Raw genomic sequence first — 22,077 nt, 5'->3', positions numbered from 1 at the left:
TCGTTTTGTGCTTCAGGGCTGGCGGTTCTGCGCCTTGAGCAGGTCGCGAATCTCGGTCAGCAGGGTTTCCTCGGCGCTTGGCACTGGCGGTGCGGTCGGTGCCACGGCCTCTTCGCGCTTGAGGCGGTTGATCACCTTCACGCCCATGAAGATGGCGAAGGCGACGATGATGAAGTCGAGGATGGTCTGGATGAACTTGCCATAGGCCATTACCACGGCTGGCACATCGCCTTCGGCGGCCTTGAGCGTGATCGCCAGGTCGCTGAAATCCACTCCGCCGATCAGCATACCGATAGGGGGCATGATCACGTCGCCGACAAAGGACGAGACGATCTTGCCGAACGCCGCGCCGATGATGATACCTACCGCCATGTCGACGACATTTCCCTTGACCGCGAAGGCCTTGAATTCACTGAGCATGCCCATGCTGTATTCCTTTGTTACGAATGGAGAGGTAAACGCAGTGTAAGCCACTAAAACGCTTCATGCGTGACGTTCGCAGCTACAGACTGTGTTTAGCGCGAATAGTTTTGTCGCCTGCCGAGGCCTCCGGGACACGTCCGTGTTCGGCTATCATGGCGGTTTTTCCAGGAGACCCACCCATGGCCAAGGCCAAGCGCTTGTATGGCTGCACAGAGTGCGGCGCGACCTTCCCCAAATGGGCCGGCCAGTGCGGTGACTGCGGGGCCTGGAACACCCTGGTCGAGACCATGATCGAGAGCGGCGGCGCCGCGGCGCCGAGCGGGCGTGCCGGCTGGACCGGGCAGCAGGCGCAGATCAAGACCCTGGCCGAAGTCAGCGTCGAGGAGATCCCGCGCTTCACCACCAGCAGCACCGAGCTCGATCGCGTGCTCGGCGGGGGCCTGGTGGACGGCTCGGTGGTGCTGATCGGCGGTGACCCGGGGATCGGCAAGTCCACCATCCTGCTGCAGACCCTGTGCAACATCGCCACGCAGATGCCGGCGCTGTATGTCACCGGCGAGGAGTCGCAGCAGCAGGTGGCCATGCGCTCCCGGCGCCTGGGCCTGCCCCAGGAGCAGCTCAAGGTCATGACCGAAACCTGCATCGAGACCATCATCGCCACCGCGCGCCAGGAAAAGCCGCGGGTGATGGTCATCGACTCGATCCAGACCATCTTCACCGAGCAGTTGCAGTCAGCCCCCGGCGGCGTGGCCCAGGTGCGCGAGAGCACGGCATTGCTGGTGCGCTACGCCAAGCAGAGCGGCACGGCGATCTTCCTGGTCGGCCATGTCACCAAGGAGGGTTCGCTGGCCGGGCCCCGGGTGCTCGAGCACATGGTCGACACCGTGCTGTATTTCGAGGGTGAGTCCGACGGCCGCCTGCGCCTGTTGCGGGCGGTGAAGAACCGCTTCGGCGCGGTCAACGAACTGGGCGTGTTCGGCATGACCGACCGTGGCCTCAAGGAAGTCTCCAACCCCTCGGCGATCTTCCTCAACCGTACCCAGGAGGAAGTGCCGGGCAGCGTGGTCATGGCCACCTGGGAAGGTACCCGGCCGATGCTGGTGGAGGTCCAGGCGCTGGTCGACGACAGCCACCTGGCCAACCCGCGACGGGTGACCCTGGGTCTGGACCAGAACCGCCTGGCCATGCTGCTGGCGGTGCTGCACCGGCACGGCGGCATCCCCACCCACGACCAGGACGTGTTCCTCAACGTCGTTGGTGGCGTGAAGGTGCTCGAAACCGCCTCGGACCTGGCGTTGCTGGCCGCGGTGATGTCGAGCCTGCGCAACCGCCCGCTGGCCCATGGCCTGCTGGTGTTCGGCGAGATTGGCCTGTCCGGTGAGGTGCGCCCGGTGCCCAGCGGCCAGGAGCGTCTGAAAGAGGCGGCCAAGCATGGCTTCAAGCGCGCCATCGTGCCCAAGGGCAACGCGCCGAAGGAAGCGCCCGTCGGGTTGCAGGTGATTGCCGTGACCCGTCTGGAACAGGCGCTGGATGCACTCTTCGAGTAATGCTGTTTCTTGCAAGTGATTCTCAATAACCAGTAGCATACCGCCACCTTGCGACCACCCCATGGAGAGCGTGTGGCGGAGTTCGACCTCAAGCGGCTGTTCACAAAGCACGCGAAAAACCTTCAGGGCCTGCTCTCGCGCAAGGTGCGCGACCCGCAGCTGGCGGCCGACCTGGTGCAGGACAGCTTCCTGCGCCTGGCCGAGCAGCAACGTCACGAGCCGATCGACAACGCCCAGGCCTACCTGTACCGCACCGCGCACAACCTGATGATCGATCACGTGCGCCAGCAGCAGCGGCGCAAGACCGACACGGTGCCCCACGAAGCCTTCGAGGCGATCGTCGAGGATGGCCCCGGGCTCGAGGAGCAGGCCGTGCGTGAGCAGCACCTGCGTCGCCTGCAGGCGATCCTCGGCGAGCTGCCCGAACGTACCCGGGAAATCTTTCGCCTCAACCGCCTGGAAGGCATGACCCACGCCGAGGTTGCCCGGCACCTGGGGATCTCCGACAGCTCGGTGCAAAAGCATCTGGCCAAGGCCCTGGCCTATGTGATGCAGTGCCTGCAGGAAACCGAATGACCAACGGTTTACTGACAAATGCCGCTTCAGACGTCAGCCCAGACATAACCAGATCACGAGAGAACCGTGTGAGCAGCCAGAACGAGCAAGCCATCCGCGAGCAGGCCGCCGAGTGGGTGGTGCTGCAGCAGGCCGGTCCCCTGGGCCCGGCGCAGCAGCACGCCTTGGACCAGTGGTGCGCCAGCGATCCCCGGCACGCCCAGGCCTATGGTTTCGCCCAGGCCACCTGGGCTGACCTTGGGCAATTGGCAAGCTTGCCCGCCGTCTCGGCCGTTCGCCCCACGACTCCCCTTCAGGGCAGCCCGGTACGGCGACGGCGACCTCGGTTGCGCCGGGCTGTCGCCAGCGCGGCGGCGCTGTTGCTGGCCGTGCTCGCTGTGCAGCAATGGCCGCAGGCATGGCTAGGCTGGCGTGCGGACTACCTCACGGGTATCGGCGAGGTGCGCCGGGTGACCCTGCCCGATGGCAGCCAGGTCGAACTGGACAGCCGTAGCGCCGTCCAGCTTGCCTTCGACGATCAGGAGCGCCGCGTGCGCCTGTTGTCCGGTGAAGCCATCTTCACTGCCGCACCGGTCACGTCCCGGGACGCACGCCCGTTCGTGGTCGAATACGCCGGGGCTACCAGTCGCGCCCTCGGTACACGCTTCGTGGTTGGCGCGCAGGGTGAGGGGGGCTGGGTCGGCATGTTGGAGCACAGCGTCGCCGTCGAGCTGCAGGCGCCGCCGTTGCAGGGCCCGGCCAGCCAGTTACTGGAGCAGGGCGAGAGCCTGCGCTATGACCAGCGCAAAGGGATACGACCCTGGCCGGGTCACGATCTGCGGCGGGCCACGGACTGGCAGCGCGGCGTGCTGGTGTTCGAACGCCAGCCGCTCGCCGAGGTGGTCGCCCGGCTCAATCGCTACCGTGCTGGCCAGCTGGTAGTCGCCAGTGGCGCACTGGCCCGGCGTGAGGTCAGCGGCGTATTCCGCCTCGACCAGCTAGGCACCGCCCCGGTGGTGCTCGGTGACGAGCTCAAGGCCCGGCTGATCGAGCTTCCAGGCCTGGCCGTGCTCTACTGAACGCGGCTTCGGCAAAAAACTTTCTATTTTAGTTACTGACTTTTCCTGCGTTGCTCGTCTGATTGTTGAGATTGATTTTCATTACTAGAAAGCGCCAACAACGGACGAGCAACCGCAGTGAGCACGCCACGACAACAACCCTTGCGCCCTCTGGGCCGCCTCGCCCTGGCCGGCAGCCTGGTCCTGGGCTGCTGTGCTTTGCCGATGGGGATCGGCATGGCACAAGCCGCCGATTCGCCAAGCACCGCCAACCGCAACCTGGTGCGTTTCGATATTCCGGCCCAGTCGCTCGACAGCGCGGTACTGGCCTACGCCGAGCAGTCCGCTGTGCAGGTGTTCTTCGACAGCCGCAAGCTGGCCGGCCTGCGCAGCGAGGGGCTGCGCGGCAGCTACCCGGCTGAAGAGGGCCTGCGCCAACTGCTGCGCGGCACGCCGGTACGCTACCACTTCAGCGCCGCCGGACAGGTCGGCCTGGAGCGTGTCGCCCAGGACGGCGAGGTCCTGGAGCTGGGCGCGACCCATGTCGATTCTCAGCGCGATGGCGATTGGGTGTACCAGACCCCGCGATCGGTCAGTGTGATTACCCGCGAGCAGATCGAGCAGCGTGCCCCTCGTCATGCCGCCGACCTGCTCGAACAGACCCCGGGCGTGTACACCGCGGTCAACCAGCGTGACCCAGGACTGTCGGTCAACATCCGCGGCGTGCAGGACTATGGCCGGGTCAACATGAACATCGACGGCATGCGCCAGAACTTCAACGTCAACGGCCACCAGCAGCGCAACGGCGTGATGTTCATCGACCCCGAGTTCATCCAGGGCGTCGAGATCGACAAGGGCACCTCGGCCGGCATGGGCGGTGCCGGGGTGATCGGCGGCATCGCCAGCTTCAACACCGTCGATGCCCGTGACCTGCTCGGCCAGGGCAAGGAAATCGGTGGTCGTCTGCGCGCCGGCCACGGTATCGGCGAACTGGGCAACGGCACCTACTTCAATGGCAGTGCGCTGTTCGCCGTCGGCAATGAAGCCGGCGATATCCTGCTTGGCCACAGCGAGCGGCATTTCGGCAACTACCGCAGCGGTACGCAGAACGCCGACAACCTGGGCACGCAGATCCGCGGCAAGCTGGAGAATCGCGAGGCCTGGAAGAGCTGGCTGCATGGCGAAGTGGGGGCGATGGACAGCGTGACCCGCTCCCAGCTGTTCAAGCTCGGCCTCAACTTCGCCGACGACCAGCGCCTGCAGTTCAGCTACATCGAGACCGACACCGACAGCAAGGACGCCTGGACCTACAACGACAGCAACGCCAACCGCTATTACTACCGGGTCACCGGCACCAACGACATCAATGCGAAGAATGCCGCGCTGGACTACAGCTTCACCCCGGACAACGACCTGATCGACTTCAAGGCCAAGCTGTACTACGTGACCACCCGCCAGGACCGCTGGAACGCCGACAACCTGTCCAGCGCCGCCACCGGCAACCGCGTCGAGGCCTACACCGACCGCTTCCAGACCGACACCTGGGGCCTGCAGCTGCAGAACACCTCGCGCTGGTACCTGGGACAGGCCGACACCCTGAGCTTCAACTACGGCACCGAGTTGTTCCAGGACAGCTTCCGCCCCAGCACCGAGCGCGTCGCCGCAGTCAACGAGGTGGAATCGCTACCCTACGTGCAGGGCGCCAACCCCAAGGGCAAGCGAGTGATGGCCAGCCTGTTCGGCAAGCTCACCTACGAGCATGACGACTGGCTCACCCTGGATGCCGGGCTGCGCTACGACCGTTATCGCCTGAGCGGCAAGACCGGTGTCACCACCTGGATGTACCCCGAAGGCGTCACCGAGGTCGGCCTTACCCGCCAGCAGACCCACATGATCTTCGACGAGGACACCGAGGAGGGACGCTTCTCGCCGACCTTCGGCATCGCGCTCAAGCCCGGGCCGGACTGGTTGCAGGTCTATACCCGCTGGGGCCGTGGCTGGCGTCCGCCGGCGGTGACCGAAGTGTTCATGAGCGGCCGCCCGCATGCCGGCGGCAGTGCCGAGATGGTCTACCCCAACCCGTTCCTCAAGGCCGAGGAGTCGCACAACTGGGAGCTGGGGCTGAACATCTTCAAGGAGTCGCTGCTGCGCGACGGCGACCGCTTCGGCGCCAAGGTCGCCTACTTCGATACGCGCATCGACAACTTCTCGTTCCTCGACACCAATGTCTCGCTGCCCGGCAGTAGCGTGGCAGGCATCGCCCTGGGCCGTTCGGCCTACCAGAACAACCTGGAGACCACACGCTTTCGCGGCGTGGAATACAGCCTGGACTACGATGCCGGTGCCTACTACGGCCAGCTCAGCTACACCCACATGATCGGCAGCAACGAGTTCTGTTCCAACCAGTTCTACATGGGTGGCGCACAGCGTCTGGTCAGCGCCGGTACCGTCATGCGCCCGGTGCGGGTGGGCAGCCGCATCATCATGCTGCCGGTGCGCGTATCACGCGCCGAGGGCGCCGCAGACACCAACGCTATCGTCAGTTGCGGCGACATCATGGGCAACGCCTCGTACATGCCCGCCGACCGTGGCGCCCTGACCCTGGGCATGCGCCTGCTCGAGCGCACCCTGGATGTGGGCATGCGCGTGCGTTACAGCGAAGGCAACGGCGAGAACCTCAAGAGCCATACCTACAACCAGATCGATCAGGCCCAGTGGCCGCAGTACACGGTCTACGACCTCTACGCCAGCTACTGGATGACCCCCAGCCTGAACCTGGCCCTGTCGCTGGAGAACGCCACCGACGAGGCCTACTTCGTGGCCATGGGCGACGGCAACAACCTGTCGCTGGCCCGCGGCCGCACCTTGAGCGGCATGCTCGAGTACCGCTTCTGAACCAACCGGGTTTGCCCATTCCGGGCGACGCGAAGGCACGGAACGCGCCTTCGTCATCACTGTGCAACAACGAGGAACCGTTATGACCATCTCCGTTAACTATGACGCTGCCTTCGCCAGCTCGACCGTCGACGACTACCTGGCCTTCTGGAGTGCCGGCTTCGTCACCGCCGGCCATGGCTACAGCAACACCGGCGGCTTCAGCAACGGCACCTTCGATGGCGACCAGTACGCCACCCACGGTCGCAACAACTCGGACTACGCCTTCATTGCCGACAGCGACAGCGCCAACGGTCTGCACTATGTGTTCGACCCGTCCAAGGCCCCGGGCGACAACCTCAACCACTACCTGTGGGGCTCGCTGGACAACGTCTCCCTGGGTGAAGTGCTCGGTGGCGGCAGCGGCAGCGACTTCAGCCTGGGCAACTACGTGGTCAGCTTCAACGGCCTGGACCTGGATGCCGCGCAGGGTGCCGGGCGTGCCGGCAACGAAGTGCAGGGCGTGATCTACGGCCTGATGCAGGGCAACACCTCGGCCCTGGAAGGCGTGCTGGACAACCTGCTGGCCGGTTATGGCGTCTCCACCAACAGCACCTTCGCCGAGATCGGTGCGGCCCTGGCCGCCGGCCCGGCTCACGCCGCTGCCGCCGAAGCGGTCGGCGTGCAGGCGCTGCCCGAGGACCTGGCCCTGGCGGCCTGAGCGCAGGCATGAAAAAGCGAATGGAAGGTCACCCTGCCATTCGCTGATCTGATGCACTTACCCCGCAGCCCGTGTCTTTGCCGGGCCCAGGCTGCGGCGGTGCGAATTCTGTGGCGACGACAGGGCGAATGCAATCACCGGTCGGCGCCTTCTACGAGGTTTCCAACAAATGCGAACCGCTCCCGCCGCGGCCAACGAAGTGCTGCGGGCGCTCAGGGCCTGCCGTGCCGGGCTTGGCAACGTTGCGCTGTTCACTGCGGTGATCAACGTGCTGATGCTGGCCCCGGCGCTGTACATGCTGCAGGTCTACGACCGGGTCCTGTCGTCGCGCAACGAGATGACCCTGTTGATGCTCAGCCTCATGGTGCTCGGGGTGTTCGCCTTCATGGGCCTGCTGGAGTGGCTGCGCAGCCAGGTGGTGATCCGCCTGGGCACGCGCATGGACATGGACCTCAACCCACGGGTGTTCGAGGCCGCCTACGAGGCCAGCCTGGCCGGGCACAAAGGTGCCGCAGGGCAGATGCTTGCCGACCTGACCGCGCTGCGCCAGTTCGCCACCGGTCAGGCCCTGTTCGCGTTCTTCGACGCGCCGTGGTTCCCGGTGTACCTGCTGGTGATGTTCATGTTCAGCCCATGGCTCGGCCTGATGGCGCTGCTGGGGGCGGTGCTGCTGACGCTGCTGGCCTGGGTCAACGAGCGCCTGACCCAGGCGCCGTTCGCCGAGGCCGGGCAGCTGTCGCAGCAGGCCGGCCTGGAAGCCAGCGCCAACCTGCGCAACGCCGAGGTGATCGAGGCCATGGGCATGTTGGCGCCGGTGCGTCAGCGCTGGGCGCGCCTGCACCATGGCTTCCTGGCTCGGCAGAACCTGGGCAGCGAGCGTACCGCGGCGGTCACCGCGCTGACCAAGACCGTGCGCCTGGCGCTGCAGTCGCTGGTGCTCGGCCTGGGCGCCTGGCTGGCCATCGAGCAACTGATCACGCCGGGGATGATGATCGCCGGCTCCATCCTCATGGCCCGGGTGCTGGCACCCATCGACCAGTTGATCGGCGCCTGGCGCCAATGGAGTGGCGCGCGCCTGGCCTATCAGCGCCTCAGCGAGCTGCTGCTGGCCCAGCCGCCGCGTCCGGCGGGCATGCCGCTGCCGGCACCGCTCGGCAAGCTGACGCTTGAGCAGGTGGGGGCGACGCAGCCGGGCAGCAGCCGTCTGTGCCTGAACAACCTGGGCTTCGAACTGCCAGCGGGCGAGTCACTGGGGATCATCGGCCCGTCCGGCTCGGGCAAGTCGACCCTGGCGCGGCTGCTGGTCGGCGCCGTTGCCCCGGCGAGCGGCAAGGTCCGCCTGGATGGCGCGGACCTGAGGGTCTGGGACCGTGGCGCACTGGGTCAGCATATCGGCTACCTGCCCCAGGACGTGCAGCTGTTCGCCGGCAGCATCGCCGACAACATCGCCCGGCTTGGCGCGGTGGATGCCCAGCAGGTGGTGGCCGCGGCGCAGCTGGCGGGGGTGCACGACATGATCCTCAAGCTGCCGGGCGGCTATGACACGCTGCTGGGCGAGGGCGGGCTGGGCCTGTCCGGCGGCCAGCGCCAGCGCATCGGCCTGGCGCGGGCGCTGTATGGGCTGCCGGCGCTGATCGTGCTCGACGAGCCCAATTCCAATCTCGATGAAGCCGGGGAGCAGGCGCTGGTCGAGGCCATTGCCAGGCTGCGCGAGCACAAGCGCACGTTGATCCTGATTACCCACAAGTCCTCGCTGCTGGCCGGCCTGGACAACTTGCTGATGCTCAAGAGCGGCCAGTTGCAGGCCTTCGGCCCCACCGCCCGGGTGCTGCAGGACGCACAACGGTCCGCCCGGCCGGCTCCCTCACCCGTCGCGCCACCCACCACACGCAATCCCATCGGCCTGAGCGTCACCTTCGGCCAGCCAAGAGCCTGACTTCATGAGCGTACACGCCCTCTCCACGCAAAAGACCGAGGCGAGCCTGCTCAGCCTCGACGAACACCGCCCGGGCCGGGTCGGCCGCTGGCTGGTGCTGGCAGGTTTCGGTGGCTTCCTCCTGTGGGCCGCGTTGGCGCCGCTGGACAAGGGTGTGCCGGTCAGCGGCAGCGTGATGGTCGCCGGTAGCCGACAGGCCGTGCAGCACCCCACGGGCGGGGTGATCGAGCAGTTGCTGGTGCGTGACGGCGACACGGTGAGCGCCGGCCAGGTCGTGCTGCGCATGGACCCGACCCTGGCTCAGGCCCAGGTCGGCTCTCTACGGGTGCAGTATGTCAACGCCCGCGCCGCCGAAGCGCGCCTGCTGGCCGAGCGCGATGGCAGGGCTTCGATCGAGTTCCCGCAGGGGCTGCGTGACCAGGCCGGCAGCGCCTGGGTGGCCACGGTGCTGGAGAGCCAGCGGCAACTGCGCAGCAGCCGCGCCCAGGCGCTGGAGATGGAACTCGGCGGCCTGCGCGAGAGCATCGCTGGCGCCGAAGCCTCGCTGCAGGGCCTGCAAGGCTCGCTGACCAGCAAACAGGCCCAGCGTGACGCGCTGGACGAGCAACTGCGCGGCCTGCGCGAACTGGCTCGGGATGGCTACATCGCCCGCAATCGCCTGCTCGACAGCGAGCGGCTGCTGGCCCAGGTCAACGGCTCGATCGCCGAGGACTTCGGCAGTATCGGTCGCACCCGGCGCCAGGTGCTGGAACTCAAGCTGCGCATCGGCCAGCGCCAGCAGGAGTACCAGAACGAGGTGCGCCAGCAGCTCGCCGAGCTGCAGGCCAGCGCCGAGGACCTGGACAACCGCCTGCGCAGCGCCGAATTCGAGCTGGCCCATACCCAGGTGCGGGCGCCCGTAGCCGGCACGGTGGTCGGCCTCAGCGTGTTCACCAACGGCGGGGTCATCGCCAGGGGCCAGCAACTGATGGAGATCGTGCCGCGCGATGCGCCGTTGCTGGTCGACGCCCGTGCCTCGGTGGACATGGTCGACCGCCTGCGCCCAGGGCTGCCGGTGGAATTGATGTTCGTCGCCTTCAACCAGAGCACCACGCCGCGAGTGGATGGCGAGGTGACGTTGGTCTCGGCCGACCGCCTGCTCGACGAAAAGACCCAGCAGCCCTACTACCAGGTGCGCATCAAGGTCAGCGAGCAGGGCCTCGGCCAACTGGCCGGCCTGGATATCCGTCCGGGCATGCCGGTGGAGGCCTTCGTGCGGACCGGCGAACGCTCGATGCTCAACTACCTGTTCAAGCCACTGGCCGACCGGGTGCATGTCGCCCTGGCCGAGGAATAAAAGGATGTCAGTGTTTTTGCGTGCCGCCTGCCCGCTGCTGTTGTTTACGAGTCTGTCGGCGCAGGCCCTGGACCTGGGCGACGCCTATGCCCTGGCCCTGCGCAACGATCCCACCTGGCAGGGCTCCATCGCCGAGCGCGAGGCGGGGCTCGAGAACCTGGCGATCGGTCGTGCCGGCCTGCTGCCCAGGCTGTCGTACCGCTACAACCGCGCCCGTAACGATTCCGAGGTGACCCAGCGCAGCCAGTTCGGCGACGTGACCACCCAGCGCGACTACCGCAGCTACAGTTCGACCCTGACCCTCGAGCAGCCGCTGTTCGACTATGGTGCCTGGAGCGACTACCGCCGTGGCGTGGCCCAGGCCGCCCTGGCCGACGAGCGCTATCGCGGCCGTGGCCAGGAGCTGATGGTGCGTTTGTTCGGCGCCTACAGCGAAGCGTTGTTCGCCAACGAACAGATCGCCCTGGCCCAGGCCCAGCGACGCACCTACGCCGAGCAGTTGACCCTCAATGAGCGCCTGCTCAAGGGCGGCGAGGGCTCCCGTACCGATGTGCTGGAAACCCGCGCCCGCTACGAGCTGGCCCAGGCCCAGGAGATCGAGGCCGGCGACAATCTCGATGCGGCGTTGCGCGTCTTGCAGGCGATCATCGGCGAGCCGGTGGCAGTCGAGGACCTGGCGCCGATGGCCGGCGATTTTCGCGTCCAGCCGCTCACCCCCACACGTTTCGAACCCTGGCGCGACCTGGCCGTCGCCCACAACGCCGAACTGGCCAGCCAGCGCCACGGGCTCGAGGTCGCCGAGCAGAACATCGAGCGGCAGCGGGCCGGGCACCTGCCTTCGTTGAGTGCCTATGCCAGCAAGGGCATTTCCAGTTCCAGCTCCGAGAGCAGCTACAACCAGCGTTACGACACCGACAGCATTGGCGTGCAGTTGAGCGTGCCGCTGTTTGCCGGAGGCGGTGTGCAGGCGTCGGTGCGTCAGGCCCGGGCCCAGCGCGATGCCGCGGGTTTCGAGCTGGATGCGCAGCTGCGCGACACGCTCAACCAGCTGCGCCGGCAGTTCAACCTGTGCGCCAGCGGCACGGCGAAGATCCGTGCCTACGACCTGGCGGTGAAGGCCGCCTCGGCCCTGGTGCAGGCCACGCGCAAGAGTGTGCGGGGAGGGGAGAGGGTCAACCTGGATGTGCTGGACGCCGAGCAGCAGCTGTTCGGTGCCCGGCGCGACCTGGCGCAGGCACGCCATGAGTACCTGCGGGCGTGGTTGCAGTTGCGCTATCTGGCGGGGGTGCTGGAGGCGGGGGATCTGAATGTGTTGAACCGGTACTTCGTGGCGCACGGCTAGGGCGACTCAGCGGATCGAACGTGGGAGCGGGCTTGCCCCGCGATGGCGTCCTGTCATGAAGTGATGTTGTACCGACAGACCGGATCGCGGGGCAAGCCCGCTCCCACAGTGCCCGCATCCCACAGTGCCTGCTTGCGCACATGCTCGAGACGAAAAAAAGGAGCCGACGATGCGCGTCGGCTCCCCCTCGATGACCGTCCTGGTCAGCGATCAGTGTTCGGCAACCGCCTTGCGCCTGGGCGCCTCGTTGCCGTGCTCGTCGAGTTCCAGCACCGGAACCTCGTTACCGTCGGCGTCGAACAGCTTGCCATCCTTGAAGTAATCGCCATCGCGCAGGGCCGAGATGTCCGAGTACTGGATGGTGCGCTCGTAGGCCGCGGCGAACACCGACTGGTTTTCCGAGTTGCCGGTGGTGAAGTGGTTGAAGATCAGGTTCAGCAGGATGGCCATGATCGCCGCCGAGCTGATGCCGGAGTGGAAGATGGTTTCGAACCAGCTCGGGAAGTTGTGGTAGAAGGTCGGCGCCGCGATCGGGATCATGCCGAAGCCCAGCGAGGCGGCGACGATGATCAGGTTGACGTTGTTCTTGTAGTTGACCTTGGACAGGGTACGGATGCCGCTGGCCGCCACGGTGCCGAACAGCACGATGCCCGCGCCGCCGAGGACCGGGGTTGGTACCGCGGCGATGACCCGGCCCATGATCGGCAGCAAGCCCAGCACCACCAGGATCACCCCGCCGGTGGCCACCACGTAGCGGCTCTTGACCCCGGTCACGGCCACCAGGCCGACGTTCTGGGCGAAGGCGCTCTGGGTGAACGAGCCGAAGATCGGCGCCAGGATGCTCGACGCCATGTCGGCGCGCAGGCCATTGCCCAGGCGCTTGGAGTCGACCTTGGTGTCGATGATCTCACCGACTGCGAGGATGTCCGCCGAGGTTTCCACCAGGGTCACCATGATCACGATGCACATCGACAGGATCGCGGCGATATGGAAGGTCGGCATGCCGAAGTGGAACGGCGTGGGGAAGGCGAAGATCGGGCCTTCGGTGACCTTGCTGAAGTCGGTCATGCCCAGCGCCCAGGCAATCAGGGTGCCGGCGACCATGGCCAGGAGGATCGACAGGCGCGAGATGCTCGCGCTGCCCAGCTTGCTCAGCAGCAGGACGATGGCGAAGGTCAGCCCGGCCAGACCGATGTTGGCCACGCTGCCGAACTCCGGCGAGGCGCTGTTGCCGCCCATCACCCAGCGTGCGGCCACGGGCATCAGGGTCAGGCCGATGGTGGTGATGACGATGCCGGTGACCAGCGGCGGGAAGAACTTGGTGATGCGCGAGAACACCGGGGTGATCAGGAATCCGATGAGCGAAGCCGCCATCACCGCGCCCAGCACCGAAGGCAAGCCGCCACCGCTCTGACTGCCGAGGATCGCGCCCATGGTCGCCACGCCGGCGAACGATACGCCCTGCACCAGTGGCAGCTGGCAACCGAAGAACGGCAGGCCGAGGGTCTGCAGCAGGGTGGCCAGGCCTCCCGCGAACAGCGAGGCGGCGATCAGCAGGCCGATTTCCGCCGGGGCCAGGCCGGCGGCCTGGCCGAGGATCAGGGGTACGGCGACGATCCCTCCATACATGGTCAGGACATGCTGCAGCCCGTAGGCCAGGTTGGCGCCAAGGCCGAGATTTTCGTCCTCGGGGCGCGGGGCGGGAGACGTGCTGGGGGACGTGGTCATTGGAGCAGGCTCTCTGTTTATTGTTGTGTCGCTACTGTAGACAACTACCACAAAAAATTGCCACAAAAATTGTATACAAAGTTTTGATCGTAGCGACGGAACGGGTGCGTCCAGGGTGCGTGAAACCTGGATGCAGGTTGCGTTCCAACATGCAGGAGGCTGTTCCAGAGGGGTGTGTACAAACAGGTTGGCGGGTGTAGGAAAGCTGTCTGGCTGGACAGGAAAGCCGTCACAGCCAGATAGATAGCAGGCTAAGAGATATCAATCTTCGATGAGTTCGCGCAGCTCGCGCATCATTTCGGTGCTGTCACCCACGTTCAGCTCCACCAGACGGTGCAGATGGGTCATCGAATCGATATCGATGTGCAGGCAGATGAATCCCAGACGGCTCGGCTCCTCGTGGCGCAGTTCGACCTGCATCAGCACCTGGGTCTTCTTGTCGTTGAGGTGGATGATCGCTTCGAAGTCCTGGGTGAGGTCGGCATTCCAGGGATCGGGGCGCTCGATCAGCAATCCCTTGAGCGACAGGTCGAGCAGTTTCACCGGCCAGCGCCGCTCGCCCTGGCGCAGTTCAGTGGGGGCATCGAAGGCGATGCGTTGAAAGCGGCGGCGTTCGTCGTGGTCGCTCATGGGAAAAGCCCTCGGGGGTTCAACCTGACTATAGTGGGTTATGTTGCCGTATCAGGTACCGCAATCTGGCCGCAGAGGCTCTAGACCAAAGCAAGTGTGGCAATGCGCTTTGACTGGCCCTAGACTCGATGGGCGGTCTTTCCAATCCACCAGCTGGAAGTAAACCATGAACAACAATAATAGCCTGCTACGCCACATTCCGTGGCTGGCGCTGGCAGTCATAGGGGCCTGCGCGCTGGGTGTGGTTGCCCTGCGTCGCGGTGAGGCGATCAATGCCTTGTGGATCGTGGTCGCGGCAGTGGCCCTCTACCTGGTCGCCTACCGTTACTACAGCCTGTTCATCGCCACCAAGGTGATGCAGCTCGACCCCCGCCGGGCCACGCCCGCGGTACTCAACAACGATGGCCTGGACTACGTCCCGACCAACAAGCACATTCTCTTCGGCCACCACTTCGCCGCCATTGCCGGCGCCGGCCCGCTCGTGGGCCCGGTGCTCGCCGCGCAGATGGGCTACCTGCCCGGCACGCTGTGGCTGATCGCCGGCGTGGTGCTGGCCGGCGCGGTGCAGGACTTCATGGTCCTGTTCCTCTCCACCCGCCGCAACGGCCGCTCGCTGGGCGACATGGTGCGCGAGGAAATGGGCCGCATCCCCGGCACCATCGCCCTGTTCGGCTGCTTCCTGATCATGATCATCATCCTCGCGGTGCTGGCGCTGATCGTGGTCAAGGCCCTGGCCGAGAGCCCGTGGGGCATGTTCACTGTGATGGCGACCATCCCGATCGCGATGTTCATGGGCATCTACATGCGCTACATCCGCCCGGGCCGCATCGGCGAGATCTCGGTCATCGGCGTGGTCCTGCTGCTGCTGTCGATCTGGCTGGGGGGCCAGATCGCCGCGGATCCGGTGTGGGGCCCGGCGTTCACCTTCACCGGCGTGCAGATCACCTGGATGCTGGTCGGCTACGGCTTCGTCGCCGCCGTGCTGCCGGTGTGGCTGGTGCTGGCGCCGCGTGACTACCTGTCGACCTTCCTCAAGATCGGCACTATCGTCGGCCTGGCCATCGGCATCCTGATCATCGCGCCCGAACTGAAGATGCCGGCGCTGACCCAGTTCACCGACGGCACGGGCCCGGTGTGGAAGGGCACCCTGTTCCCGTTCCTGTTCATCACCATCGCCTGCGGCGCGGTGTCCGGCTTCCACGCGCTGATCTCCTCGGGGACCACGCCCAAGCTGCTGGACAACGAAACCAACGCCCGCTACATCGGCTACGGCGGCATGCTCATGGAGTCGTTCGTCGCCATCATGGCCATGGTCGCCGCCTCGGTGATCGAGCCGGGCGTGTACTTCGCCATGAACAGCCCGGCCGCAGTGGTCGGTGCCGACGTCGTCTCGGTGGCGCAGACCGTGAGCAGCTGGGGCTTCATGATCACCCCCGAGCAGCTCGAGGCCACCGCCCGCGACATCGGCGAGCACACCATCCTGGCCCGTGCCGGCGGTGCGCCAACCCTGGCGGTCGGTATCGCGCAGATCCTCCACCAGGTGCTGCCGGGTGAGAACACCATGGCGTTCTGGTACCACTTCGCCATTCTGTTCGAAGCACTGTTCATCCTCACCGCGGTGGACGCCGGTACCCGTGCCGGACGCTTCATGTTGCAGGACCTGCTGGGCAGCTTCGTGCCGGCGCTGAAACGCACCGAGTCGTGGACCGCCAACCTGATCGGCACCGCCGGTTGCGTGGCGCTGTGGGGCTACCTGCTGTACCAGGGCGTGATCGATCCGCTGGGTGGCATCAACACCCTGTGGCCGCTGTTCGGCATCTCCAACCAGATGCTCGCCGGCATCGCCCTGATGCTGGGCACCGTGGTGCTGATCAAGATGAAGCGCCAGCGCTACGTTTGGGTCACCCTGCTGCCGGCCGTGTGGCTGCTGATCTGCACCACCACCGCGGGTCTTATCAAGCTGTTCGACCCGAACCCGGCGGTCGGCTTCCTGGCCCTGGCCAAGAAGTACAGCACCGCGCTGGACGCCGGCCAGGTGCTGGCCCCGGCCAAGGACATCGGCCAGATGCAGCACGTGATCTTCAACGCCTACACCAACGCCGGCCTGACCGTGCTGTTCCTGGTGGTGGTATTCAGCGTGCTGTTCTTTGCCGTCAAGGTCGGCCTCGCCGCCCTGGGTCGCAAGGAGCGCAGCGACAAGGAAACCCCGTTCCAGGCCCTGCCTGACGCTTGAGAGGACCGCCGCGATGTTCAACGACCTGGGTCGACTGGGTAAGTACCTGGGGCAGGCCGCCCGCCTGATGGTCGGCATGCCCGACTACGACAACTATGTCGAGCACATGCAGAAGAAGCACCCGGACAAGCCGGTAATGAGCTACGAGGCGTTCTTCCGCGAGCGCCAGGAAGCGCGCTATGGTGGCAAGTCCGGGCCCAAGTGCTGTTGAACCTGATGCCGGCGCGGTCCTTGTAGGAGCGGCCTTGTGCCGCGAAAGGGCCGCGCAGCGGCCCCGGCAATATCTGCTGCGAACCTGCAAATCTGGGGCCGCTTTGCGGCCCTGTCGCGACACAAGGCCGCTCCTGCAAGGGATCGCGGCCTTTCTTTTTTTTCCGCACAGGAGATTTCCGCGTGCAAACGCCGATTCCCGTTACCGTGCTGACCGGCTTCCTTGGCGCCGGCAAGACCACATTGCTCAAGCACATGCTCAAGGCCGAGCATGGCCTGAAGCTCGCCGTGATCGAGAACGAGTTCAGCGAGGCCGGCATCGACAGCCAGCTGCTGGGCGATGAACCGGTGCAGGTCATGACCCTGGCCAACGGCTGCGTGTGCTGCAGCATCCATGGCGACCTGACCCGGGCCCTGTACCTGCTGCTCGAACGGCTGGATGCCGGTGAAATCGCCTTCGATCGGCTGGTCATCGAATGCACCGGCCTTGCCGACCCGGCACCGGTGGCGCAGACCTTCTTCATTGATGAAGAGCTGCGCGAGCGCTATATCCTCGACGGCATCATCACCCTGGTCGACACTGCCCACGCCGAGTTGCACCTGACCCAGGCCATCGCCCAGGCCCAGGTCGGCTTCGCTGACCGTCTGCTGCTGAGCAAGACCGACCTGGTCGAGCCGCAGGTGGTCGAAGCCCTGCGCGAGCGCCTGGCGCGCATCAATGGCCGGGCGGCGATCCGTGTGGTCGAGCACGGCCGCATCGACCTGGCCGAGCTACTCGATGTGCGCGGCTTCAACCTCAACCCGGACCTGGGCATCAGCCCAAAACCCACCTTGCGCCCGGTACTCAAGCCGGCCACCCCTGACCGTATCTCGACGCTGGTGCTGCGCACTGAAACGCCGTTGGACATCGATCGGCTCAGCGACTTCATGAACGAGCTGCTGGAAGAGCACGGCAAGCAATTGCTGCGCTACAAGGGGGTACTGAACATTGCCGGCGAGGACCGCCGCCTGGTGTTCCAGGGGGTGCTGAAGCTGTACGGATTTGACTGGGACGCCGAGTGGAAGGAAGGCGAGATGCGCGAAAGCGTGATGGTGTTTATCGCCGATGAGTTGCCGGAGGAGAAGATTCGGATAGGGTTTGAGGCGTTGAGTCACGAGGGAGTCAGAAGTATCTGACTTGCTAATGCCGCCTTATGGCGGCATTTTTTTACCTCTACTTACTCAAGCGAGGAAGACCGAATGAACCTTCACAAAGGGACGGATTTTGATGACTTCCTTTTGGAGGAGGGCTTGGCTGAAGTGGTATCTGAGGCGGCACTCAAGCAGGTGCTTATCTGGCAATTGATGCAATGCATCAAGAAGATTCACATCGCAAACGACGATGGCGTTCAGGGGCTGGAGCGCGTTGCCAACCAGGCGAGTGACGCCAACCCAGCGCATAACATAACCAGCACAGTGGGACTCGTGCCCACGGAGCTGGATATCAAGTTCGTCAGGGCAGCCAGCAGTTGGTGAACAAGAGCGATCAGTGCCATGGCAGGAGAAGCAGCTCCTGTTGACTGCCTGCTTGCCAGTGACAGACTCACTGGGTATGCCATTCCCTGAGCTACAAGCATCAGGCAATAGGGTAGCCAGATCGCGTAAGCCGAGTTTTTCAACAGTGATGATGCAATAAGCATGATGAGTGCGCCAAGTAACAGCAAAGCGCTCGAAAATCGAAGCATCGTTACTTCGTTGTGACCGGTTGCAAGGGTGCTCGCCAGACGAGTGCCGAGCAGATAGGCAATGCTGATTGGCCATCCCAATAGCCCATATTCCCACATGGACCAGTTGAAGGACTGCTGGAGAAGCAAGGGCGCTGTACTGCTAAATACGACGATGATGGAGTACCCAAAACCTCCAGTAAGCACAGGTAGAATGAAGCGTGGTTGCACAATGAGCTTATGGAGATTGGTGCTCTCATCTGTTCGGCGCGGAAGAACTATGTGCTGGGCTGCGATGTTCCAGCCCTTCAGTGTTGCCATGAGTACACAGGGTATCGCGACGAGCAGCATCGCCATTCGCCAGTTCGTGAGCGTAGCAATCATCGCGCCTATAAACTGGGAGGCTCCTAGGGAAAGCACGAAGCAAAGTGAAAGGCTGCTATAGGCGCGTGTCAGGTCCTTGCCATCATACTGTTCGACCAGCAACGCACGAGCGGCAACTGATATGCCGCCTGCCAGGGCTCCCTGAAGCAGGCGTAGAACAAGAAATGCCCAGGCAACGGGCGATACTGCGAGCAGAAATGTGCAACAGCCGTAGAGGAGTAGCGTCCAGGTCAGCATACGGCTTGAACCGAGAGTGACCCCCAACCGACCCCATAGCATTACGCATGCCCCCATTCCTCCGAGAAACAGGCTCAGGCTGAGTGCGGCGAATTCATCTGTTGCATTCAGATCATCAGCAATGGCCGGGAGCATGGGTAGGTAGAAGGTTATACCCGACTGGCACAACAGTACGGCTAAGCAACTGAAGTAGAGAATTCGCCGTTTGGTCATGGCTGAGTGTTCAGTAAATGGGCGATGGCAGGGTTGCTGTCCAGGTACTCAGCGACACTCCGGCAGAAGCTCTCGATTTCACCAGGCTGCATATCTGCTCTGAGCGTAATGCGCAGTGCTGCAGCATTCTTGGGTACGACAGGAAAGAAGACGGCTGAGGTGAGGAACCCGTTGTTGGCCAGGAAGGTCGACGCAGCAATGGCATCTTCAGCCTCTCCCAGCGGTATTAGCCTGATGGGAGATGTTGATCCAGCATGAGGTGTGGGCAAAAGCCTGTCGAACAGTTCGATGTTGTTTCTCAACTCTTGCTGCAGCGTATTCAGTAGAGGGCTGGAGTGAAGTCGGGCGGAGGCCCGGCCTGCACCGATAGCTGCGGCATTGAGACTTTGGGACCAGTTGGTAGGACCGCCATATCTTTGTACAAGACGTTTCTGTTGGGTATTTGCCAGCATGACCAGGCCACCGCTTGCGGCAAATGCTTTTCCCAAGGACGCTACAATGATGACCCCTTCATCCAGCTCCTGTAGTTGTCCCCTGACAAAGCCCTGCCCAAAAACACCTACCGTAGAAAGGGCATGTGAGTCGTCCAAGTACAAGAACAAACCGTAGCGCTCCTTGAGGTACAGCAAGGCGTCCATGTGTGCCGTCCCGCCCATGCTGTAGTAGCCGTCTGTGACATAGGCAACCCTTCCATGTTGCCTGCAGATGCTCTCGAGCTGGTCCATATCGTTATGGGGAAGCGTCTGGACCTCGGTCTCATCCGCACAAGCTGCTTTGATATGGTTCAGGGAGTAGTGGGCAAACTTGTCGAACACCATATGGGGCGACATTCCATCGGTGAAAATGCCTGCGGCAACAAGAGGCAATACTCCAGAGCTTGCTGCGCTGCATGACAATGTGGCCAGAGACGCGCATCCAAACAGTTCGGACAGTTCAGCCTCATATTGGTCTAGCACTTGAAGCTGGCAGCGATTGCGCGAGTTGGCGATACGTAGGGTGCGCGAATTCTCCAACTCTTCGATCGCCCCTTGGAGGATATCAGGGTGGTAGTCCAGCCCAAGATAGGAGGTCGTACAGAAGTGTTGCAGCGTCCTGCCGTGTTGGTCCTGAAGTAGATTTCTGGCGATGGGCTGCACCTGCAATCCGGAAAGATGCTTGGCATACGATGTCTGCCAGTCCGGCTCGGACTTTTGAATCATGCTCCTGTAATTGGTGAATCGATTTCGAGTGACTGCCATGTCAAACACTTCCTGCAATGGTGTGGAGCAAGCAGTGTGCATTGCAGGAAAGCGTCGGTATGTCCGAAGCCGGGTGTTTTGACCGAGGTAATTCTCCGAGAAGAGCGTCAGAAATACCTTGGTGTGTAGCGGAGAATTAAACAATCATGTTCAAGGTTTTGTAGGATATGCATGCGTCCACACAAGGCACAAAAAAGCCCGGCACATGGCCGGGCTTTTTCACATCAGGCGTCTGCCAATCAGTTGCCGTACACCGGCAGCTTCTTGCAGATGGCCTTGACCTTCTCACGCACGGCGTCGATCACCGCTTCGTTGTTCAGGTCGGCCAGGATGTCGCAGATCCAGCCGGCCAGTTCGCGGCACTCGGCTTCCTTGAAGCCACGGGTGGTGACGGCCGGGGTGCCGAAACGCAGGCCCGAGGTGACGAACGGCGAACGTGGGTCGTTCGGGACCGAGTTCTTGTTGACGGTGATGAAGGCCTTGCCCAGGGCGGCGTCGGCGTCCTTACCGGAGATTTCCTGCTTGATCAGCGACAGCAGGAACAGGTGGTTCTGGGTGCCGCCGGAAACGACGTCGAAACCACGCTCGATGAACACGCTGGCCATGGCCTGGGCGTTCTTCACCACTTGCTGCTGGTAGGCCTTGAACTCAGGCTGCAGCGCTTCCTTGAAGCAGATCGCCTTGGCGGCGATGACGTGCTCCAGCGGGCCGCCCTGGGCGCCCGGGAAGACCGCGGAGTTCAGCTTCTTCTCGATGTCGGCGTTGGCACGGGCCAGGATCAGGCCGCCACGCGGACCGCGCAGGGTCTTGTGGGTGGTGGTGGTGACCACGTCGGCGAACGGAACCGGGTTCGGGTACACGCCAGCGGCGACCAGGCCTGCCACGTGGGCCATGTCGACGAACAGGTAGGCACCGACCTTGTCGGCGATTTCGCGGAAGCGTGGGAAATCCAGGACCTGCGAGTAGGCCGAGAAGCCGGCGACGATCATCTTCGGCTTGTGCTCGACAGCCAGGCGCTCGACTTCGTCGTAGTCGATCAGGCCGTTGGCGTCGATGCCGTACTGGATGGCGTTGTACAGCTTGCCCGAGGAGGAGACGCTGGCGCCGTGGGTCAGGTGACCGCCGTGGGCCAGGCTCATGCCCAGGATGGTGTCACCGGCCGAGAGCAGGGCCAGATAGACGGCGGCGTTGGCCTGGGAGCCGGCGTGCGGCTGGACGTTGGCGTAGTCGGCGCCGAACAGTTCCTTGGCGCGGTCGATGGCCAGCTGCTCGACGACGTCGACGTACTCGCAACCACCGTAGTAACGCTTGCCTGGGTAGCCTTCGGCGTACTTGTTGGTCAGTACCGAACCCTGGGCCTCCATGACCGCCGGGCTGGTGTAGTTTTCCGAAGCGATCAGCTCGATATGCTCTTCCTGGCGCAGGGCTTCTTGCTGCATGGCTTCGAAGAGCTCGGCGTCGTACTTGGCAATGGTCAAATCACGGCTGAACATGGCGGTCCTCAAGGATCGGGCAGAATTGGGGGGGCATTCTAACCGATTGATTCGCCGCTGGCATATGAAGTGGCATCAAGTCGCGGACCAATGGCCCTCATGTTGCAACCCGCGCCGTTTCTGGGCTGGAGTTGACTTTTGGGTCCGCTTTTCCGACGCTGCGCCGTGCCCTTGTAGGAGCGGCCTTGTGCCGCGAAAGGGCTGCGTAGCAGCCCC

17 protein-coding genes are annotated in these 22,077 nt (G+C 64.1%); 11 read left to right on the top strand and 6 right to left on the bottom strand.

Annotated features, from left to right (window positions below; genetic code table 11):
• Positions 1 to 12: 12 nt before the first annotated feature.
• Positions 13 to 426: a large-conductance mechanosensitive channel protein MscL gene (gene mscL / locus PRtIB026_RS25760; protein ID WP_110739376.1), complete on the bottom strand. Its 414-nt coding sequence runs from the start codon at positions 424 to 426 to the stop codon at positions 13 to 15.
• 176 nt (positions 427 to 602) lie between these two features.
• Between mscL and radA the strand changes: the two genes are divergently transcribed.
• The 8 genes from radA (at position 603) to PRtIB026_RS25720 (ending at position 11,792) form a co-directional block, all read left to right on the top strand.
• A complete protein-coding gene (gene radA, locus PRtIB026_RS25755; RefSeq protein WP_203650487.1) occupies positions 603 to 1,970 on the top strand; it encodes a DNA repair protein RadA in 1,368 nt (455 codons plus the stop codon).
• Between the two features lie 72 nt (positions 1,971 to 2,042).
• On the top strand, positions 2,043 to 2,546 hold the full coding sequence (locus tag PRtIB026_RS25750; RefSeq protein ID WP_203650489.1) for an RNA polymerase sigma factor: 504 nt from the start codon (positions 2,043 to 2,045) through the stop codon (positions 2,544 to 2,546).
• Between the two features lie 68 nt (positions 2,547 to 2,614).
• A complete protein-coding gene (locus PRtIB026_RS25745; RefSeq protein ID WP_203650492.1) occupies positions 2,615 to 3,604 on the top strand; it encodes a FecR family protein in 990 nt (329 codons plus the stop codon).
• Positions 3,605 to 3,808: 204 nt separating this feature from the next.
• Positions 3,809 to 6,478: a TonB-dependent receptor gene (locus PRtIB026_RS25740; RefSeq protein WP_244670995.1), complete on the top strand. Its 2,670-nt coding sequence runs from the start codon at positions 3,809 to 3,811 to the stop codon at positions 6,476 to 6,478.
• Positions 6,479 to 6,560: 82 nt separating this feature from the next.
• Complete coding sequence (locus PRtIB026_RS25735; protein WP_203650496.1) at positions 6,561 to 7,178, top strand: heme acquisition protein HasA; 618 nt, start codon at positions 6,561 to 6,563, stop codon at positions 7,176 to 7,178.
• 169 nt (positions 7,179 to 7,347) lie between these two features.
• Positions 7,348 to 9,114: a type I secretion system permease/ATPase gene (locus tag PRtIB026_RS25730; RefSeq protein ID WP_203650498.1), complete on the top strand. Its 1,767-nt coding sequence runs from the start codon at positions 7,348 to 7,350 to the stop codon at positions 9,112 to 9,114.
• 4 nt (positions 9,115 to 9,118) lie between these two features.
• Entirely contained in the window at positions 9,119 to 10,450 is a 1,332-nt protein-coding gene (locus PRtIB026_RS25725; protein ID WP_203650500.1) for an HlyD family type I secretion periplasmic adaptor subunit, read from the top strand.
• Between the two features lie 4 nt (positions 10,451 to 10,454).
• Positions 10,455 to 11,792 carry a TolC family outer membrane protein gene (locus PRtIB026_RS25720; RefSeq protein ID WP_203650502.1) on the top strand — a complete coding sequence of 446 codons (1,338 nt, stop codon included), beginning with the start codon at positions 10,455 to 10,457 and terminating at the stop codon, positions 11,790 to 11,792.
• Between the two features lie 210 nt (positions 11,793 to 12,002).
• Here the strand turns inward: PRtIB026_RS25720 and PRtIB026_RS25715 are convergent, their stop codons facing one another.
• Positions 12,003 to 13,520, bottom strand: a complete 1,518-nt coding sequence (locus PRtIB026_RS25715) for a nucleobase:cation symporter-2 family protein (protein ID WP_050706911.1) — start codon at positions 13,518 to 13,520, stop codon at positions 12,003 to 12,005.
• A gap of 261 nt (positions 13,521 to 13,781) precedes the next feature.
• The gene (locus tag PRtIB026_RS25710) at positions 13,782 to 14,150 is read right to left on the bottom strand and encodes a PilZ domain-containing protein (protein ID WP_028691346.1); all 369 of its coding nucleotides are present in this window, start codon (positions 14,148 to 14,150) and stop codon (positions 13,782 to 13,784) included.
• Between the two features lie 166 nt (positions 14,151 to 14,316).
• Here PRtIB026_RS25710 and PRtIB026_RS25705 point away from each other — a divergent pair, with 166 nt between their 5' ends.
• The 3 genes from PRtIB026_RS25705 (at position 14,317) to yjiA (ending at position 17,769) form a co-directional block, all read left to right on the top strand.
• Positions 14,317 to 16,383 (top strand): carbon starvation CstA family protein, encoded by a 2,067-nt coding sequence (locus tag PRtIB026_RS25705; protein ID WP_050706910.1) that lies wholly within the window; start codon positions 14,317 to 14,319, stop codon positions 16,381 to 16,383.
• Between the two features lie 13 nt (positions 16,384 to 16,396).
• A complete protein-coding gene (locus PRtIB026_RS25700) occupies positions 16,397 to 16,594 on the top strand; it encodes a YbdD/YjiX family protein (RefSeq protein WP_050706909.1) in 198 nt (65 codons plus the stop codon).
• Positions 16,595 to 16,776: 182 nt separating this feature from the next.
• A complete protein-coding gene (gene yjiA, locus PRtIB026_RS25695; protein ID WP_203650504.1) occupies positions 16,777 to 17,769 on the top strand; it encodes a GTPase in 993 nt (330 codons plus the stop codon).
• 212 nt (positions 17,770 to 17,981) lie between these two features.
• On the opposite strand, the gene PRtIB026_RS25690 is transcribed toward yjiA, so the two are convergent.
• From PRtIB026_RS25690 to glyA, 3 genes are all read right to left on the bottom strand, one after another.
• Positions 17,982 to 19,130, bottom strand: coding sequence for an MFS transporter (locus tag PRtIB026_RS25690; protein WP_203650506.1), 1,149 nt, complete (start codon positions 19,128 to 19,130; stop codon positions 17,982 to 17,984).
• Complete coding sequence (locus PRtIB026_RS25685) at positions 19,127 to 20,377, bottom strand: aminotransferase class I/II-fold pyridoxal phosphate-dependent enzyme (RefSeq protein ID WP_420713673.1); 1,251 nt, start codon at positions 20,375 to 20,377, stop codon at positions 19,127 to 19,129. The genes PRtIB026_RS25690 and PRtIB026_RS25685 overlap by 4 nt, the downstream gene beginning before the upstream one ends.
• Positions 20,378 to 20,607: 230 nt before the next feature.
• A complete protein-coding gene (gene glyA, locus PRtIB026_RS25680; protein WP_203650510.1) occupies positions 20,608 to 21,861 on the bottom strand; it encodes a serine hydroxymethyltransferase in 1,254 nt (417 codons plus the stop codon).
• Positions 21,862 to 22,077 lie beyond the last annotated feature (216 nt).

It is taken from the genome of Pseudomonas sp. RtIB026, from assembly GCF_016861355.2.
In the GTDB taxonomy this organism is placed as follows: domain Bacteria; phylum Pseudomonadota; class Gammaproteobacteria; order Pseudomonadales; family Pseudomonadaceae; genus Aquipseudomonas; species Aquipseudomonas peradeniyensis.
Note: the sequence above shows the minus strand (reverse complement) of the source record. Positions and strands in the feature narration are given on the sequence as shown.

What these genes read in the sequence shown, in the direction of transcription:
- mscL (WP_110739376.1), bottom strand. Translation starts at nt 426, where the DNA reads ATGGGCATGCTCAGTGAATTCAAGGCCTTCGCGGTCAAGGGAAATGTC.
- radA (WP_203650487.1), top strand. Translation starts at nt 603, where the DNA reads ATGGCCAAGGCCAAGCGCTTGTATGGCTGCACAGAGTGCGGCGCGACC.
- PRtIB026_RS25740 (WP_244670995.1), top strand. Translation starts at nt 3,809, where the DNA reads ATGGGGATCGGCATGGCACAAGCCGCCGATTCGCCAAGCACCGCCAAC.
- PRtIB026_RS25735 (WP_203650496.1), top strand. Translation starts at nt 6,561, where the DNA reads ATGACCATCTCCGTTAACTATGACGCTGCCTTCGCCAGCTCGACCGTC.
- PRtIB026_RS25730 (WP_203650498.1), top strand. Translation starts at nt 7,348, where the DNA reads ATGCGAACCGCTCCCGCCGCGGCCAACGAAGTGCTGCGGGCGCTCAGG.
- PRtIB026_RS25725 (WP_203650500.1), top strand. Translation starts at nt 9,119, where the DNA reads ATGAGCGTACACGCCCTCTCCACGCAAAAGACCGAGGCGAGCCTGCTC.
- PRtIB026_RS25720 (WP_203650502.1), top strand. Translation starts at nt 10,455, where the DNA reads ATGTCAGTGTTTTTGCGTGCCGCCTGCCCGCTGCTGTTGTTTACGAGT.
- PRtIB026_RS25715 (WP_050706911.1), bottom strand. Translation starts at nt 13,520, where the DNA reads ATGACCACGTCCCCCAGCACGTCTCCCGCCCCGCGCCCCGAGGACGAA.
- PRtIB026_RS25710 (WP_028691346.1), bottom strand. Translation starts at nt 14,150, where the DNA reads ATGAGCGACCACGACGAACGCCGCCGCTTTCAACGCATCGCCTTCGAT.
- PRtIB026_RS25705 (WP_050706910.1), top strand. Translation starts at nt 14,317, where the DNA reads ATGAACAACAATAATAGCCTGCTACGCCACATTCCGTGGCTGGCGCTG.
- PRtIB026_RS25700 (WP_050706909.1), top strand. Translation starts at nt 16,397, where the DNA reads ATGTTCAACGACCTGGGTCGACTGGGTAAGTACCTGGGGCAGGCCGCC.
- PRtIB026_RS25690 (WP_203650506.1), bottom strand. Translation starts at nt 19,130, where the DNA reads ATGACCAAACGGCGAATTCTCTACTTCAGTTGCTTAGCCGTACTGTTG.
- glyA (WP_203650510.1), bottom strand. Translation starts at nt 21,861, where the DNA reads ATGTTCAGCCGTGATTTGACCATTGCCAAGTACGACGCCGAGCTCTTC.